This window comes from Sphingobacterium sp. UBA6645 (assembly GCF_002455685.1).
Classification (GTDB): Bacteria; Bacteroidota; Bacteroidia; order Sphingobacteriales; family Sphingobacteriaceae; genus Sphingobacterium; species Sphingobacterium hotanense.
This window is the reverse complement of record NZ_DKLH01000087.1, coordinates 28,277-44,156: the sequence shown is the minus strand read 5'-3', so window position 1 is coordinate 44,156 and position 15,880 is coordinate 28,277. Positions and strand designations below refer to the sequence as shown.

14 protein-coding genes are annotated in these 15,880 nt (G+C 39.5%); 7 read left to right on the top strand and 7 right to left on the bottom strand.

All coding sequences use genetic code 11. The features are described 5' to 3' along the window. Positions 1-56: 56 nt before the first annotated feature. Positions 57-983 carry a 1-aminocyclopropane-1-carboxylate deaminase/D-cysteine desulfhydrase gene (locus tag B2400_RS16005; protein ID WP_293934883.1) on the bottom strand — a complete coding sequence of 309 codons (927 nt, stop codon included), beginning with the start codon at positions 981-983 and terminating at the stop codon, positions 57-59. 95 nt (positions 984-1,078) lie between these two features. Here B2400_RS16005 and B2400_RS16000 point away from each other — a divergent pair, with 95 nt between their 5' ends. Both B2400_RS16000 and B2400_RS15995 read left to right on the top strand, forming a co-directional pair. Then, positions 1,079-2,110, top strand: coding sequence for an RluA family pseudouridine synthase (locus B2400_RS16000; protein WP_293934881.1), 1,032 nt, complete (start codon positions 1,079-1,081; stop codon positions 2,108-2,110). A gap of 25 nt (positions 2,111-2,135) precedes the next feature. Next, positions 2,136-2,993, top strand: a complete 858-nt coding sequence (locus tag B2400_RS15995; RefSeq protein ID WP_286652021.1) for an aminotransferase class IV — start codon at positions 2,136-2,138, stop codon at positions 2,991-2,993. A 267-nt stretch (positions 2,994-3,260) separates the two neighbouring features. On the opposite strand, the gene B2400_RS15990 is transcribed toward B2400_RS15995, so the two are convergent. Then, positions 3,261-3,851, bottom strand: a complete 591-nt coding sequence (locus B2400_RS15990) for a YceI family protein (RefSeq protein ID WP_293934876.1) — start codon at positions 3,849-3,851, stop codon at positions 3,261-3,263. A 454-nt stretch (positions 3,852-4,305) separates the two neighbouring features. Next, a complete protein-coding gene (locus B2400_RS15985) occupies positions 4,306-4,923 on the bottom strand; it encodes a hypothetical protein (protein ID WP_149526098.1) in 618 nt (205 codons plus the stop codon). 194 nt (positions 4,924-5,117) lie between these two features. On the opposite strand from B2400_RS15985, the gene B2400_RS15980 reads away from it, so the two are divergent. Beyond that, entirely contained in the window at positions 5,118-6,734 is a 1,617-nt protein-coding gene (locus tag B2400_RS15980; RefSeq protein WP_246172217.1) for an ABC1 kinase family protein, read from the top strand. A gap of 115 nt (positions 6,735-6,849) precedes the next feature. Here the strand turns inward: B2400_RS15980 and B2400_RS15975 are convergent, their stop codons facing one another. Then, positions 6,850-7,740 carry a DUF3078 domain-containing protein gene (locus B2400_RS15975; RefSeq protein ID WP_149526096.1) on the bottom strand — a complete coding sequence of 297 codons (891 nt, stop codon included), beginning with the start codon at positions 7,738-7,740 and terminating at the stop codon, positions 6,850-6,852. Positions 7,741-8,454: 714 nt separating this feature from the next. Here B2400_RS15975 and B2400_RS15970 point away from each other — a divergent pair. Next, positions 8,455-9,093: an MraY family glycosyltransferase gene (locus tag B2400_RS15970; protein WP_293934871.1), complete on the top strand. Its 639-nt coding sequence runs from the start codon at positions 8,455-8,457 to the stop codon at positions 9,091-9,093. A 264-nt stretch (positions 9,094-9,357) separates the two neighbouring features. Here B2400_RS15970 and istB read toward each other — a convergent pair whose 3' ends face one another. Together istB and istA are read right to left on the bottom strand one after the other, a co-directional pair. Further along, positions 9,358-10,074, bottom strand: a complete 717-nt coding sequence (gene istB, locus B2400_RS15965; RefSeq protein ID WP_149524271.1) for an IS21-like element helper ATPase IstB — start codon at positions 10,072-10,074, stop codon at positions 9,358-9,360. 26 nt (positions 10,075-10,100) lie between these two features. Further along, positions 10,101-11,795 carry an IS21 family transposase gene (istA, locus tag B2400_RS15960; protein ID WP_293934868.1) on the bottom strand — a complete coding sequence of 565 codons (1,695 nt, stop codon included), beginning with the start codon at positions 11,793-11,795 and terminating at the stop codon, positions 10,101-10,103. 273 nt (positions 11,796-12,068) lie between these two features. On the opposite strand from istA, the gene B2400_RS15955 reads away from it, so the two are divergent. The 3 genes from B2400_RS15955 to B2400_RS15945 all read left to right on the top strand — a co-directional run bounded on the left by B2400_RS15955 (position 12,069) and on the right by B2400_RS15945 (position 15,265). Then, positions 12,069-12,752 carry a hypothetical protein gene (locus B2400_RS15955; protein ID WP_293934865.1) on the top strand — a complete coding sequence of 228 codons (684 nt, stop codon included), beginning with the start codon at positions 12,069-12,071 and terminating at the stop codon, positions 12,750-12,752. A 124-nt stretch (positions 12,753-12,876) separates the two neighbouring features. After that, on the top strand, positions 12,877-13,824 hold the full coding sequence (locus B2400_RS15950) for a DUF5106 domain-containing protein (RefSeq protein ID WP_149526073.1): 948 nt from the start codon (positions 12,877-12,879) through the stop codon (positions 13,822-13,824). A gap of 232 nt (positions 13,825-14,056) precedes the next feature. Continuing rightward, positions 14,057-15,265 (top strand): MFS transporter, encoded by a 1,209-nt coding sequence (locus B2400_RS15945; RefSeq protein WP_293934862.1) that lies wholly within the window; start codon positions 14,057-14,059, stop codon positions 15,263-15,265. On the opposite strand, the gene B2400_RS15940 is transcribed toward B2400_RS15945, so the two are convergent. Continuing rightward, positions 15,262-15,861, bottom strand: coding sequence for a class I SAM-dependent DNA methyltransferase (locus B2400_RS15940; protein ID WP_293934860.1), 600 nt, complete (start codon positions 15,859-15,861; stop codon positions 15,262-15,264). The genes B2400_RS15945 and B2400_RS15940 overlap by 4 nt on opposite strands. Positions 15,862-15,880: the final 19 nt, after the last annotated feature.

Sequence of the window (15,880 nt, the reverse complement as noted above, 5' to 3'; positions counted from 1 at the left end):
CAGATTTTCGTGGTTTAAAGCTTTATTCGTCAGCGCTTTTCAAGATAACAATTGCATTATTTAATTGTTTTTGTTAGCGTGTTTACAGGCGCTAAATTATCGAATTTTTCATACATTCCTAGAAATCCAGTAAGTCCGCCGGTATGAATTGCTAATATTTTACTTTCAGCTTGAATTTTTCCGGTTTTGATATGGTCAAACAGCGCATACATCATCTTTCCGGTATAAGTGGGTTCGATCATAATTCCCGTATCGGCGACGAAGTCTTTTATGAACTGCAATAGTTCAGGATTCGTTTTTGCATAACCTCCGAAATGGTATTCCGTATGCAACGTTAAATTGTCAATGTCTATTCCCCAGTCTAATATATCCTGCTTAATGAAATCTCCGCCCTTCAATACGGGGATGCAATGTAGTGTTGAATTTAAACCTTTTATATTTAGTGCTTTCAGAATGCCCGCTGCCGTCGTTCCGGTGCCGGCTGCAATAAATATATCTGTAAATGTATCCTCCAGTTCTTCAATGATGGATTCGCAACCTACTGCTCCTTCTTCGCTTCGGCCTCCCTCGTCGATAAACAAAGCGTTATTTTCATTAAAATTTGCATTGAAGAGCGCTTTTTTGTCTTTATATGCACTGCGATCAACAAAATGAAGTTGCATTCCAAATAGCTTGCATAAAGCAAGGACAGGATTGTTTATTTCTTCACCGCGAACGAATGCGTGCGTTGCAAGTTGAAATTGGGCACCCGCCGCGGCAGTTGCTAATAGGTGATTGGACCAGGCACCACCGAAAGTCACCAATGTCTTGATGCTTAGAGCTTTTATTTTTTCTATGTGAAGTTTTAGTTTTCGCCATTTATTGCCAGAAATGAAGGGATGTATCATGTCATCCCTTTTTATAAAAACTTCAACTTCATGATGCGTGAAAAGTGGGTGGAGGATTCGTTGAACCGGGCTGTATATTGGGAAATCTATCGGCATGTTGTAAAGTTAAGGATTAATCTATTTGAAGGATATGTTAAGCTTAAAATTATGTCGCTTATGTACATCAGGTGAAAAACATTACTTTTGTGGCTATGACGGAACATTTAGATTTAGAACAGGACGAACAAGAGCTTTTCGAGCATTTACGCATCGTGGCTGACAAGGGGCAGGCACCTTTACGCTTAGATAAATTCTTGATGAATCGTGTGGAGAATACGTCGCGTAATCGTATTCAAAATGCAATTGATTCGGGTTCCGTTTTGGTGAATGAGAAGGTTGTCAAAGCGAGTTATAAGGTTAAGCCGTTGGATCTGATCACGATCGTTCTTCCTGATCCGCCAAGAGATACGGAAGTTTATCCGGAGGATATTCCGTTGGATATTATCTATGAAGATGACGATGTGTTAATGGTTAATAAAGAGGCGGGTATGGTCGTTCATCCAGGTTTTAATAATTACTCAGGTACATTGGTCAATGCATTGACATTCCATTTAAATCAGTTACCGACATTGCCGGGAAATACGGGTCGACCCGGGTTGGTCCATCGTATTGATAAAGACACTTCGGGTTTGCTCGTTATAGCAAAAAGTGAATGGGCAATGACCTATTTAGCTAAGCAGTTTTTTGACCATTCTATTGCTCGTAAATACGTGGCTTTAGTATGGGGCGATTTAAAAGAAGACGGCACTGTGAGGGGGTATATCGGCCGAAATATGAAGGACCGTCGTATTATGGATATGTATGATGATCCTGAAAAAGGGAAATGGTCTGTAACGCACTATAAGGTGCTGAAGCGTTTGGGATATGTGACGTTGATTGAATGTCAATTGGAAACCGGTCGTACACATCAAATCCGAGCACACATGAAGTCCATCGGACATCCCTTGTTCAATGATGAGTCTTACGGAGGGCATAAGATTTTAAAGGGGACTACTTTTACCAAATACAAACAATTTGTGGAAAATTGTTTCGCACTATTGCCTCGCCAAGCGCTACATGCGAAGAGTTTAGGATTTGAGCATCCTAAATCAAAACAATTTTTACAATTTGAGGTACCAATACCAGAGGATTTCCGTTTAGCATTAGAGAAATGGGAAAATTATAGTACAAACACACAAGACTAGATAAAACAGATAGAATAGAAGATTTATGCCAATACAATATATAAACTTTAATGGCAGTTTAGTGCCGGAGGATATGGCTGTATTAAGCGTTGACAACCGCGCTTTTCGATACGGTGATGGATTGTTTGAGACGATGTTATGGAAAGATGGCGATATACGCTTTTTAGACTTCCATATTGAGCGCTTACAAGAGGGCTTGTCTCTACTGCAATTTGAAGATACAGGAGTATTTGATACCTTTTTTGTTCGCAACAAGACGGAAGAGCTGATTCGAAAGAATAACATGATGGGGCAGACGCTTCGCGTTCGTTTGATCGTTTTTAGAATGGGTGCCGGAACTTATGGTCCGGAGTCGAATAAAGCAGGCTACGTATTACAGGTGGAAAGGAAACAGGACAGTCTGCGCGATAAGAAGTTGGGCTTAATCGTTGATTTATATACGGATTTCAAAAAGCCTTATAGTGAGCTATCTAAATTGAAGTCGAATAATGCTTTGGTTTATGTAATGGCTGGTAATTTTCGGAAGAAACACGCATTCGACGAAGTATTTATCCTGAATCAGGAAGGCAATCTCTGTGAAGCTTTGACGTCCAATATATTCATTTATTATAATAAGGTATTATATACTCCCGCGCTGACCGAAGGCTGCATTGCCGGTGTGATGCGTCGCGTCGTAATGGATATCGCGCTATCTGAAGGCATTGAAGTGGTAGAGGCCGAGATTAAGCCTGATATCATGAAAGTGGCGGACGAGATATTCTGCACAAATGCCACTCAAGGAATACAATGGGTTATGGGTTACAAGCAAAAGCGTTACTTTAACAAGATTTCCAGAGTGTTTCAGGATCGCTTAGCGGCATGGACCTATGATATCGAAGAATAATATTAATAAAACTTTCATGTTTCTTTGAAACACCAACAGGAATGAAAGTTCTTGATGGCCATTGAAAACAGACCCTTTCAGAAAAAACTTTCATGTTTCCATTGAAACACCAACAGGCATGAAAGTTCTTGATGGCCATTGAAAACTTACACTTTCAGAAAAAGAGGCTATCCATTTTTGATGGTAGCCTCTAATTTGTGCATAATGGAAATTAGTGTGGAATTCCATTATTAAGTAGCACTAGGCTACTTCTAGGTATATGTACACTTAGTTCTTTACTAATTCAGTATTTACAATGATTTTCACGTCAGAGGCTACAGCTTGTACGCCTGAAGGTAACTTGTCATTGTATTTTATATTATAATCCATACGGTTTATGGTTGTTGTTGCTGTAAAGCCAGCACGTGTTTTTCCCCATGGATCGGTGATAATTCCGTTGTTTTGTGTTACTTGAAATTCTACAGGTTTCGTTACGTCACGAATTGTCAAGTCTCCTTTTAACACGAATTGACCTTTTTTACCTTTTGTCAAGACGCCATTTGTTAACGTCATTTTCGGATATTGCGCAGCATTGAAAAAGTCGTCGCTTTTTAAGTGCTCATCTCTAGCGTCTACGCGGGTATCAATGCTGTTTACATCAATTTCGAACGAGATTTTCGCTTGGTTGAAATTGCTACTATCGCTTGTTTCAGCTGCTCCTGAGAGCGTATTGAACGAACCATCGACGAATGCTATACCCAGGTGTTTTACTTCAAATCTCGCATTAGTGTGTGCCGGGTCCACCGACCATTTTACTTGTGCAAACGCCGCATTAGTGATGAAAGGTAATGAGGCAACGAATGTTAAAATTGTTTTCATAAATCTATTTATTAATATTACTTCCTAAATGTTATTGCAAATATTTCATTTATTAAGATACCATACATTGACCTATGTTAATAAATCACAAAATCGGGAGATAGTTTGTCATAAAATTATCAGAACGTTGTTGTTTTTTGATTTGGAAACAACCCTTCCTTTTTCTTCGGTCTTTATTTAATCTTTAATAAAAACCATAATATCAATACTTTTCTTTTTAAAATAGTGAACAGGCATTATTCAATATTTTAATTGAGATTGTTAAGATATGATAATATTTAACTAATTACTAATTGTTTTTAAAGTAATTTCCTGATGTTTTCTTGTTTAGGCTCGCGCTTGTATCCCTAAAGGCTTCATAATTAAGGTTTAGCAATGGTTTTGCTAATGTTGGTCTAATTCCGAATAATTATAACAAAATGGATACGATAGTAAGGTTAAAATGAAAATCGGCTTATTTCAGTTTTTTTAGTACTTTATCAATCCGCTTTTTCTGGCTTTCTTTGGGGAGATCGTCCATTCGGCTTTCCAGTATTTTTCTAAATTCCGCCACATGCTCTTTTGGGATCGTTGTCATTATCTCTTCCGCATACATCGGAAATTGATTGGCTGGCGCGTTGTTTAACTGTTGGGACAATTTTCTAAAAGCCATTTCCTGATGCTCAGAATTTCCCATTAATTTCGTTAAAATCTTCACGAAATTGTCTCTAGTAATTACCGATCCTTTGTTTGCAGCTTCTTCCAAACGACTGATGGAAGCAAATACTTCGGTGGGGATGTGCAAAGTTACGCTATTGATAGCGCACATTGCTCCCCATTGCAATCTATTGTTTTTGCTGCTTAGCAAATCTATAAACACGGATAGGAAAGGAACGAGGAGTTTACCGTTGCGCTCTCCAATCTCATATATTGTTTTTATACAATCATTTTGTATTCTTTTGTCGTCTAACCCTTGTATGAGTTCTCGCAAGCCTATTTCATCGCCCGATTTCACTATCTCAATGGCCAGATTAATATTTGCACTTTCATCCTTTAATCCTTGTTGACTAGCTAATTTCTCTATTATGGACATGGTGGGTCTATTTAATCGTAGTGTTTAAAATTATATGATTTCTAAGATAATCAAACTTTAAATCAGCGAAAGAGATTTTGACAAGAAAACAACTTAGGAATAGAATTTGTCCTATAGATATTTAGTAACTTGATAAAAATTGAATTTCGATGCAATTTAACGGTTTTCAGAAAATTAAGAGAGTGGGACAAATTTTGAAGATTTTGTCAAAACATGGATTCGATGAGATTATATCAAGGTCTAATTTGGATCGTATCCTTCCCGATAGCTTTCTTTTTTGGAATAATCATGCTCGCAAAATCTTCGAAGATGATTTTAACACGCGTATTCGCAGTGCAATTGAGGAATTAGGGCCAACATTTATTAAGTTAGGGCAACTGCTGAGTAATCGTCCTGACATAATCCCTAAGGATTTGCAGGAAGAGCTTATCAAGCTTCAGGATGATGTGATGTTGAGTGAGATTGATTTGCGTGCGGTCTTGGAAGAGGAATTGGAGATTGATGTTGACGCTCACTTTTCAGAATTAGAGTTGAAACCTATCGCGTCAGCTTCAATTGCTCAGGTTTATAAAGCAAGGCTCATCAATGGGCAGGATGTGGTGTTGAAAGTTAAGCGAGCAGGTATTGATGAGATTATTCGTGCGGATTTAGATTTTATTAAAGATCTAGTGCAGCTTTTGCAGCGGAAGTATGAAGTGATCTACAAGATGAACCTATATCAGATCGTACTTTCATTTGAAAGTTCCTTGTTGAATGAGCTGTCATTCACGAATGAACTGAACAACATTGAACGATTTAGAAGGAATTTTGCCGGAAATAAGGATGTATATGTGCCGAAAGTGCATCGGAAATACAGTACTGACCGTATCCTCTGTCTGGAGTTTATCGATGGGGTCAAGGTGAACGATTTAGAAGGGTTCCATTCTTATGGATTGTACACAAAGTCTGTTCTGCAAAATGTATTGGATCTTTATTTAGAGCAGGTATTGATGCATGGCTTCTTCCATGCGGACCCGCATCCAGGGAATGTATTGATTAATCGAAGGGGGCAAGTTGTGTTCCTTGATTTCGGTGCGATGGGATTTATGATTCCGGAGGATCGCAATATCATCGAAGCGATGGTGCTCGATTTTCTGGCAAACGATGCTAAGAGTTTAATTAAAAATATTAAAAAGCTTGCTGTAATTCATCATATTGAAGACGAACGAAGGCTCGAAAGGGATGCTTATGAGATATTCGAGATGATTAAGCAGAATGCGTTGGATGATATTGATATCTCTGTCATGTTGCAAAAGCTGAATATTGTTTTACAGAGCAACCACATATTGCTTCCTGATTTTGTTTATATCTTACTACGTGGCGTTTCCATCTTAGAAGGTACAGGTAGACAACTAGACGCGGACCTTAATGTTCCGGAGAGTATTGAGCCCTTTGCGAAAAAGATAGCGCAGGATAAATTGTCTGCGGATTATCTTATCCAGCAGCTAAAAGAGAAAGCTAAGTTTGCAAAGGATGTGTTAACGGAAGTTCCGGTGGATCTTTTGGAACTATTGGATAAAGTGAAGAATGATAAGGTGACTTTAAACCACAAGATGCAGGATTTTGATAATCTTCAGCTGATTCTTCATCGCATGGGGAATAAGTTTTTGCTGTCTATTCTTGCTATGACCTTTGGAGTCGGCGCTAGTATCTTGGCGCACGGGCGAGTGGGATATCTACTTTGGGGAATCCCTGTTTTATCCTGGATTGGCTTTATAGCTAGCTTTATTATTTGTTTCGCATTATTAAACCATCTCTATAAAAGTAAATAAGAGTTTTAAATAGGAAAGCTGTGTCGAAATCGCTCTTCCTTTATTGTAGGGATTTGGGATTAGACACAGCTTTTCGATTTTATAGATGTAATTACCGTACGCTGTTGAGTAGATTCTAAAATTTATAAGTTACTCCAGCGCCTAAAACTTGACGTACTTGAAGACCTGGGCCTTTAGTTCCGTCACTTTTTGGCACGTCAATGTTATCGTCGTAAATTAATTGGGCAGCTGCATTTACTGAAATTAGTTTATTGACTTGCATCGAAAGGTTCGCCGTATAATCCACATCGACATTCTGAGGATCCTGTAAGTAGTTAGAATATAGTTTTAATATGTTTTCTAGCGCGATGTTTTCCATCAACTTGACTTTATAGTAAGCGTCAAGCGAAGCACCGAACTCATTTCTTGACCATTTATCTACATCGACAGAGTAAAGCGGACGTAGGCTCTTATCACCGACAATAATAAAACGAGCAGCGGCAGGAGAGAGGTTGACGCGGAAGTTGTCAGAAGCTTTGTAAGCGATACCCGGTCCGAAACTTAGGTAGGCTGGTGCGAAGGATTTGGAGATCGTGTCGACGATATTTTTGCCGTCGTATTCATATCCGTTTGCAAACTGTGTATTGAAGTTTAAGAAAAACGTGTATAACCATTTCTCGGCAGCTTGGTATCCTAAAAGGCTATTGATAGCGAAGCGGTCATCGTTTTTGCGCCAATCTGTTTCCTTCTGGAAAGTTTGTCCATAGGCCGCTAAGACTTTGTTGTCCCAAGACCATTTATCTTTTTTATAGTTAAAATCGTAGTTGAAGATTAGATTTCCTGCAAGCGAGTTGATACCGCCGGCTGCCCAATTAGAAAAGGAGCTCTGGTTGATTAGAAAGGCGTTTTCACCTTTAATTGTCCAAGTTTTAGTGGTATCAGCTGCGGGTACTGTTGCTTCTTGTGCAGAAGCATTTAACGTAAATACAGTCGCAAATGATAGGCTTACGAGTTTTAGTAGATTCATTTTCGTTGTGTTTTTATTTACAATTGAGGGCAAAAATAGTAAATGCGGATTTTTATATTTTCAATTTATTTTTTATTTGTATAAATAGTTGCTTGATAGTTGATGTTTTGGGGTGGATTAAGGGGTTGGTTAGTAGGTTTTTAAAGAGTTTGAACGTCTGTTCGGTCTATTACTATTCTACATCTGTTGCAAACAATTTACTTGTAACTTTTGCTTTTATTCACAATATGAGTGATTGTTTTCTCGCTGCTGTATTCTCAATTTCTTGCTAAATAATATTCAGCTTAAAGATTTTACCAACTAGGATAATATATGTGTATTTACGGAAGTGAATAAGTTCTCTTCATTAAAAGAAGGTTGAAATTTTTACATTAACTTTATATTTAATCAATATGAATTTTACTGCTGAGATTACTTTTGAATAGTGCGCGAGGCAGCCTCGACCCTAAATAAGTTAGCTTTTCTTTAGTTGCATGGCGGATTTCCCTAATCTGTCGGTTGTTTGCTACAAATATATTTTTGCCCAGCCATTCACTAAGTGTACGCTGATTGAAAGCGTATTTTTGTGTCACTTATGGGAAATATCACATCAGCAAAATTTTAAAAAGGCGATTTCTTTAGATTTTATTGCAGTCTGTTTTTCCATTTGTTCTCTTGAGATTAGTAGTCTTCGTCGACATTTCCCAAGAGACTATTAAAATTAAATAGATTATTTTGGAGTTATTAGTTGTTTTTATTCCTTTTATACTAGCCATTGTGGTGAATAGGGCATTTATTCCTTTTATCATGCTGGTAACCTATAAGAAGCGACTCTTTGATCCGATTGATTCTCGCAAAATCCATCACCGTATTATCCCTCGTCTAGGAGGCGTTTCCTTTGCTCCAATTCAATGCCTGCTGCTCGTGATTACTATGACATTGGTTTTTAAAACAAGTTTAGTTAGCATTGATGTACAGTCATGGGCATTTTTATCACATTTTATGATGCTGATTTGTGGTTGGGTAATCCTGTCAATGGTTGGTATTGGGGATGATTTAATAGGGATTGATTATAAATGGAAGTTTATCACACAAATTTTAGTTGCTTCGCTGTTGCCCCTTTCGGGTTTATGGATAAATGATTTGTATGGGCTTGGTTTTATTGTGAAGATTCCATTTTGGATTGGAATGCCTTTAACGGTATTTGTCATTGTGTTAATTATTAACGCAATCAATTTGATAGATGGCCTTGATGGACTTTGTTCAGGGTTAGTTTGTGTAAGTTGTCTGGTACTTTCAAAAAAGCATAGATTAATTTTTCTGTATAAACGTAAAAGAAGCTGTCTCAAAAAGACGGCTTCTTTACTTTCGTAGCGTCTCATATAGGCGCAAAACAACAGATCATCGGCCAGCATTGCTCTAATTGTCTAATGGTTTAAAATCTTACTGTCTTATTGTCCATCTAACTAAAGGACAAATACCACTCAAACCCAATTCAAACCCAATGTAAACCCAATATAAAACCATATCAAAGCCCTTTTGAATTGGGTGGATATTCTGGTCATGTTGACCCCTTTCTGGCAATATTGACCCCCTGATTTTTGGTTTACAGGATTGCCTACAAATGGCCTGACAATATTACTTCTTTTTTCTTAGACTTTCACCTTTAAGTTCGATCCGGTGGGATGTGTGAACTATCCTATCCAGAATAGCATCCGATAATGTATCATCCCCAATCACAGCATGCCAACTGGCCACAGGTAATTGGCTTGCAATGATTGTTGAACATTTGGCATGTCTGTCCTCTATGATTTCCATCAGGTCAATCCTTTGCTGTTGGTCGAGGTTTACCAGGCCGAAGTCATCCATTATAAGCAGTTCTACCTTGGAGAGTTTCATAAGAAGCTTGTGGATCGATCCATCCAACCTGGCCATTTTTGTTCTCAAAAGCAATTTTTGCATACTGAAGTAAGCGACTCTCTTACCTTGGGCACAAGCCCTGAGCCCCAGAGCAGACGCCATGAAAGATTTTCCGCAGCCTGTTGCACCAACGATAATGATCGGCTCGGCCCTTTCGATATATTGGCCTGTGGCCAAGTCCATCAATTGGATCTTGTCGATCCCCCTGGATGGATCCATATTGATCTCTTCAATAGAGGCCTGGTAACGGAAGGCTGCATTCTTCTTTAACCTCTCGAACCGCAGTTCGAAGCGACTGTCAGATTCGGCCTGCAGCAACAGGGTAAGGCCTTCTTCCAGAGCCAGTTTTCCGATCTGCCGTGTTTCTTTCATCGCTTTCCATTGACGCTCCATTCCATGGAAGCGGAGCGTGTTCAATTGTTGTTCTACATTCATCTGTTTCTAAGTTTTATAGTTCATTTTTATGAGTAATAGGATGCTCCCCTGATATTTTCATGTTGTGGCAATTGCTTGTTATCCGCCCCCTCTTGCTGTTGCTCCACCATTCCGTTTTCCAATATTCTTTGTAGGAACTTATAGGACAGCATGTCGTTCCTTAAGGCAATTTCACATGCTTTGAAGAATGTTTCCCCATAGCTACGGTGCAGCCTAAAGAGTCCTTCGCACGTTCTGTAGAGTTGTTCCGGATATCGGTCACTTTGTCCAAAGACCCGAACGACCAGTAAGTGAAAGTCCGAATGGATATCCAGAGCGCGCTTGATATAATAATCTGGCGAACGGGTTCCATACTGCTGGTGCTTGGAAGCAAGGTGTTCGGGATGCGTCGAGTATTTGTTGGCAACAAAACTCCTGCTGTGCAGGGCTACCTGTACGTTCTCAATATAGATGTGGACTAAACGCTCAGTATAGACCACTAGGGCCTGTTTGCCAATATGGACATAAGGAACGCTATAGGAATGCCTGTCCCTTTTGAGATGTACATGTCCATTGGTTCCCACTTTGAGGGTCGTATAATATTTCATCGAAAAGCGGTCGCGGGGAAGCGGTCTGAGACTGGATAGCTCGTTGCTGAGAAACCGTTCCTGACGGCAATAGTTCCTGTCCTGCATTCTGGTCTGGTTCAATCTCTCGATACACTCTCCGATAGCAAGGTTGAGTGAGGGGAGATCAAAGAACTGCCTGTTGCGTAACCGGGCAAATACCTGGGTATAGATGATCTTCACATGGTTCTCTACGGCACTTTTATCCCGGGGCCTGGCAGGTCTTGCAGGCACTACGACCGTATCATAATGGTTTGCCAGATCTTCCATGGACCTGTTGATCTCTGGTTCATACCGATCGGTTCGTATGACGGCTGACTTGAGGTTGTCCGGGACAATCGCTCTGGGGACCCCTCCAAGAAACTGCAGGCAGCAGTCCAGTGCATAGAGAAAATCGGAGGATCGCTGACTGGGAACGGCCATGGCAAAACAATAGTTGGAATATGGTAGGCACGCAACAAATATCTCGCATAAAATGATTTCACCAGTCTCATGGTCGATGTAACCCAGCTTCTTGCCGGAGAAATCGATGAAAAGCTTGTCACCGGGTTCGTGGTCCAGTATCATGCTTCCATCGCGACGTGAGACCAGTAATTGCTTTAGATGGAAACAGAACTGGGCATAGCTATATCCCTGTGGATGAGCTACTAAATACTCTTCCCACAAAAGTCTCCGGTTTACACCTATTCGTGATAGTTCTTTTTCAAAATAAGGAAGCCTTTCTTTTAGATACTCGAAACGCTCGTCCCGATAGGCGGGGTTCCCCGATCTGAGCATCCGCTCAAGAACTGGATCTTCCAACTCCAGTATCCTTTCCAGAGACAGATTCAGGTCCGTTACCTTCTTTAGATAGGACTTTACCGTATTCTTGCCGATGGATAGATGACGGGCTATTGTTTTAATGGGATAATTCTCCCTGTGCAATCGTATTAACTGTTTGATCTGACTCATGGGTCTTGATTTACCGGCCATTGGAATATATCGATTAGGTCTAGCCCAAATAAACCAAAAAACAGAAACCCATGAAACATGAGTGCAAAAGGGGTCAACATCGTCCAGAATAAAATGACCATATCTCGAAAGAGGGGTCAGCTTGCTCCAGAATAAATTGTTCAAACCCTTATTTGAGGGGTCAATATCCGCCAGAATGCCATGCTTTAACAGCCTCTAAATGCAGATGGTGATTTCTTTTTCGTCCAGATTGCTGGGGTCAGCTTACTCCAGAATATCCAATTACCTTTGGAGTTATTAAAATTAATGTACAGGATTTGTTTAGACATAACGTGCCCCACATAGTTTTTTACGATTGATATTCTAGCGAGCTACGAACTCGAATTTAGAAGTAACATGCCCATAGCTAATAATTTAATAATTACCGATTCTCTTTACATGAAAAAGTTCTTCTTTTCCCTCTTGGCAATTTGTGTTTGCCATACTTCGCAATCAAAAACGTTCATCGATCCTAGTGAGCCTCCAAAGAAACCAACATACAGAAATTTACGATTCAGTAACATTCAAGATTATTGGTTTGTCAGTCTCAGCTCTGGTGCTGCAATTTATTTTGGCGATCATGATAAGCAACTCGAAATTGAAGAACGGTTTAGTCCAAAGTTCGAAATCTTCGCTGCTAAGCGGTTTAATGATAGTTTTGGTTTACGGCTGAACATAGGAGGTATAGAATATAAGGGTTTGACAAAAAATAGAAGCCTGTCTACCGGAAAGATATTCGACCCAAAACAACGACTGTTGCACCAGCGACTAAAATATGTCAGTAGGAATGCTGACCTGTTAATAAATGTGTCAAATGATTTACATGGCTATAACTATAATCGGACCTATAACTTTATCCCATTTGCTTCGATAGGGCTTATCGTCGGATTGGACCATGCTAAAGCCACTTGTTTAAGCCCCGGAATGGGAATCTTACAAACATTTAGGTTGAATGATCATTTAGATATCCACCTGGATTTGCGCGGAAACATACATGGAGATGGTTTTGATGGGGAACATGGCGGACGAGACTTCGATGTAACCCTTGCTGCATTGCTGGGAATAAATTTGAAATTGTGGTAAACATATGGATAAGTATTCTACTACATTTATCTAATTCTATAGTCTTGGTACTCTTTTTGGAACAAGACTATTTTTATCTTTACTATCATTCAAAAACTATAGCGCACTTTGCTTTTATTCGAATATGAAAAACCCGAAAACAATACTACTCTTATGTGTCGTCTCAATTGCTGGAATTTTGTTATCCTGTAATCAGGAGAAGAAGTCCAATACGGCCGTAAATACAGAAAATAACTCATCGACTGAGTACAAGCCTCCTCAAGTACCTTCTAACTTAACGAGTAAGGAAGAGCAACTCAATTATTTGTTTAATCACTATTGGGATAATTTCAATTTTAGCGACACGGCGAAGATAATCGACTCTGAATACGCTGAGCAAGCCTTCGTGAATTACCTTGCTATTTTCCCAGCTGTTTCCCCATCACAGTTGAAGGAAGGAATTACAGATTTCTTAGATCAAGCGAAGCAGGAACAAAAAGGATTCGACTTCTTCAAAAAGAAATTAGATAGCTATCTCTATGACCCTAATTCGCCGATGCGTAGTGACTCGTATTACGAACCTGTACTCGAATATTATACAAGCTCTGATAAGGTCTCAGCGGACGAGAAAACGCGTTATAGGATATTGTTAGATCTTGCACGTAAGAACAAAGTGGGTTCAACAGCAACAGATTTTATTTATCAAACGAAAGAAAAGGCAATCAATAAGCTTCACGACCTTGAAAACCCATTAATATTGCTTATGTTTTATGAACCGGGCTGTAGCAATTGTGAGCAAGTAATAGGCGTATTGAAAGAACAGGAGTCAATCAATCAAATGATTGCTAATAAACACATGCAGATCCTTGCTATCTATCCCGAGGGTAATTTAGAAATATGGAATGACTATGCTGCAAACATTCCTTCAAACTGGATCAATGGGGTGGATGAAAGGCAGGAGGTTCTGAATAAAGGGCTGTATGATCTAAAAGCTTCTCCGACAATTTATCTATTGGATAAGGATAAGAAAGTTATTCTGAAAGATACTGACTTAAACGCCTTAGGAAATTACTTAGCGTCTCAAGGCTTATAGCATTAGCTGATATTAGCCTCTATTTTACCAATCTAATCTAAAGAAATACTAAAATAGAGGTTTTCTTAAATAGCTTTCTTAAAGTAGAATGTAATACCTGCGTCTAAATCGTTGACTTGCGAGGTTAAAGACAGCATATTAATTCGTTTAATTCAATATATCTGCTACATTTGTCGACGTCGAACTTAGTTTATTATTTCTCGTCGCAGAAATTTGAGTTAAAGGAAGAAACATGTTTAAAACAACTACCGCTTACGATCCGAATAAGACTTCTTATCCTATCTTGATTGCCATTTGTTTGGCGCACTTATCCAACGATTTAATACAAGCCGTTATCCCGGCCTCATATCCCTTATTGAAGGAAAATTTCCATTTGAACTTTGCTCAAATTGGAATTATAACTTTCTGTTTTCAATTGGCTTCCTCTTTATTGCAGCCTATCGTGGGTATGTATACAGATAAGCACCCGAAGCCATATTCGCAAATTATTGCCATGATGTTTTCCTTCGTGGGGATTATCGCTTTGTCCTTCGCCAACAGTTACTATGCGGTACTGTTCGCGGTGACAATGGTCGGCATAGGGTCATCCATCTTTCATCCCGAATCTTCTCGTGTAGCATACTTATCATCAGGTGGTAAGCGAAGTTTAGCTCAATCAATATTTCAGATAGGTGGAAATACAGGAACTGCATTAGCGCCATTGTTATTGGCTTGGTTCGTCATCCCGGCAGGTCAGCGGAATATACTATGGTTTATCGTCGTCGTGTTAATTGCCCAATTAATTCTAAGCTACATCGCAAGATGGTATGTCAAAGTCTTAGAGTATGCTAGGACACAAGCCAAGAAGCAGATCAAGCTTCCAGACCTATCGCAGACTAAAATTGTGATGTCTATCGTGGTTTTACTTTTATTGATATTTTCCAAGTATGTATATGTAGCGAGCATAACAAGCTATCTGCAATTCTACATGATGGATAAATTTGCTATTTCGGAGATTGCGGCTCAAGTTTATCTTTTCTACTTTCTTATCGCTATCGCGGTCGGTACGCTATTCGGAGGCTTCTTAGGCGACCTTATTGGTCGTAAATACATAATTTGGTTATCTGTATTAGGATGTGCACCTTTTACCTTGATGCTTCCTTATGCAAATGAAATGTGGACCGGTATTCTGGTTTCTGTTATTGGTTTAATCATGGCATCAGCATTTCCGTCCATCCTTGTATATGCGCAGGAACTGCTTCCAAAGAAAATCGGAATGGTTTCCGGGTTGTTCTATGGCTTCGCATTTGGAATGGGAGGCCTAGGGGCTGCGATTTTAGGATGGTTTGCTGATAAAACTTCCTTGGAAAGTATCTATTTGGTATGTTCCTATTTGCCTCTTTTGGGGATTGTGGCTTATTTTCTTCCAGATATGAAGAAGATTAAATACAAAGATGCTTAATCCTCCTTCAGTTGGCATAACCATATGGTGGCACCGCCACAATTAGGATCTGATACTACATGCTGAATGACCGAGAAACCTTGCTCATTGAGTAGAGAATTATATTCTTGTTTGCTCAATGATGCATGATAGAGATTTTGGCCGCTATTCATTCCCCAGGCTTCGCCTTCGTCAGCACCACTCGTGAATAGCAATATGCCCTTTATTTTAAGATGCTTTTTGAATAGTGGAAACATGTCGCGTTGCTCTTGCTGCGCGAGGTGAAAGAAGCTATGCCATGCGATAATAGCATCAAATTTTTCATCTATATCAAGATCACGCATATCCTGATGAATAAAATCTCCATCCGGAAAGTTCCTTCGCGCGATTGCAAGCATAGCGCTGCTTGCATCAACTCCGCATAGCGAATAACCTTTTTCCTTGAAGTATCCGTATATGGGCTCGCCAGTTCCACAACCAAGGTCTAAAATGCGTGAATTCGTAGGGATATGCTCAATCAAGCGATCTAAGTAGGGTTTTTCCATTAAATCCTTACTTCGATTTGTTGAGAACCAATCAGCAATGATATCATAGTTCTTGAAGACATCACTTTTCATATTCTTATTTTTCGTAGCG

Excerpts from the sequence above, each read along its gene's own strand:
- B2400_RS15940 (WP_293934860.1), bottom strand. The coding sequence starts at position 15,861 with ATGAAAAGTGATGTCTTCAAGAACTATGATATCATTGCTGATTGGTTC.
- B2400_RS15985 (WP_149526098.1), bottom strand. The coding sequence starts at position 4,923 with ATGTCCATAATAGAGAAATTAGCTAGTCAACAAGGATTAAAGGATGAA.
- B2400_RS16005 (WP_293934883.1), bottom strand. The coding sequence starts at position 983 with ATGCCGATAGATTTCCCAATATACAGCCCGGTTCAACGAATCCTCCAC.
- B2400_RS16000 (WP_293934881.1), top strand. The coding sequence starts at position 1,079 with ATGACGGAACATTTAGATTTAGAACAGGACGAACAAGAGCTTTTCGAG.
- B2400_RS15950 (WP_149526073.1), top strand. The coding sequence starts at position 12,877 with ATGAAAAACCCGAAAACAATACTACTCTTATGTGTCGTCTCAATTGCT.
- B2400_RS15955 (WP_293934865.1), top strand. The coding sequence starts at position 12,069 with ATGAAAAAGTTCTTCTTTTCCCTCTTGGCAATTTGTGTTTGCCATACT.
- B2400_RS15975 (WP_149526096.1), bottom strand. The coding sequence starts at position 7,740 with ATGAATCTACTAAAACTCGTAAGCCTATCATTTGCGACTGTATTTACG.
- B2400_RS15995 (WP_286652021.1), top strand. The coding sequence starts at position 2,136 with ATGCCAATACAATATATAAACTTTAATGGCAGTTTAGTGCCGGAGGAT.
- B2400_RS15990 (WP_293934876.1), bottom strand. The coding sequence starts at position 3,851 with ATGAAAACAATTTTAACATTCGTTGCCTCATTACCTTTCATCACTAAT.
- B2400_RS15945 (WP_293934862.1), top strand. The coding sequence starts at position 14,057 with ATGTTTAAAACAACTACCGCTTACGATCCGAATAAGACTTCTTATCCT.
- istB (WP_149524271.1), bottom strand. The coding sequence starts at position 10,074 with ATGAATGTAGAACAACAATTGAACACGCTCCGCTTCCATGGAATGGAG.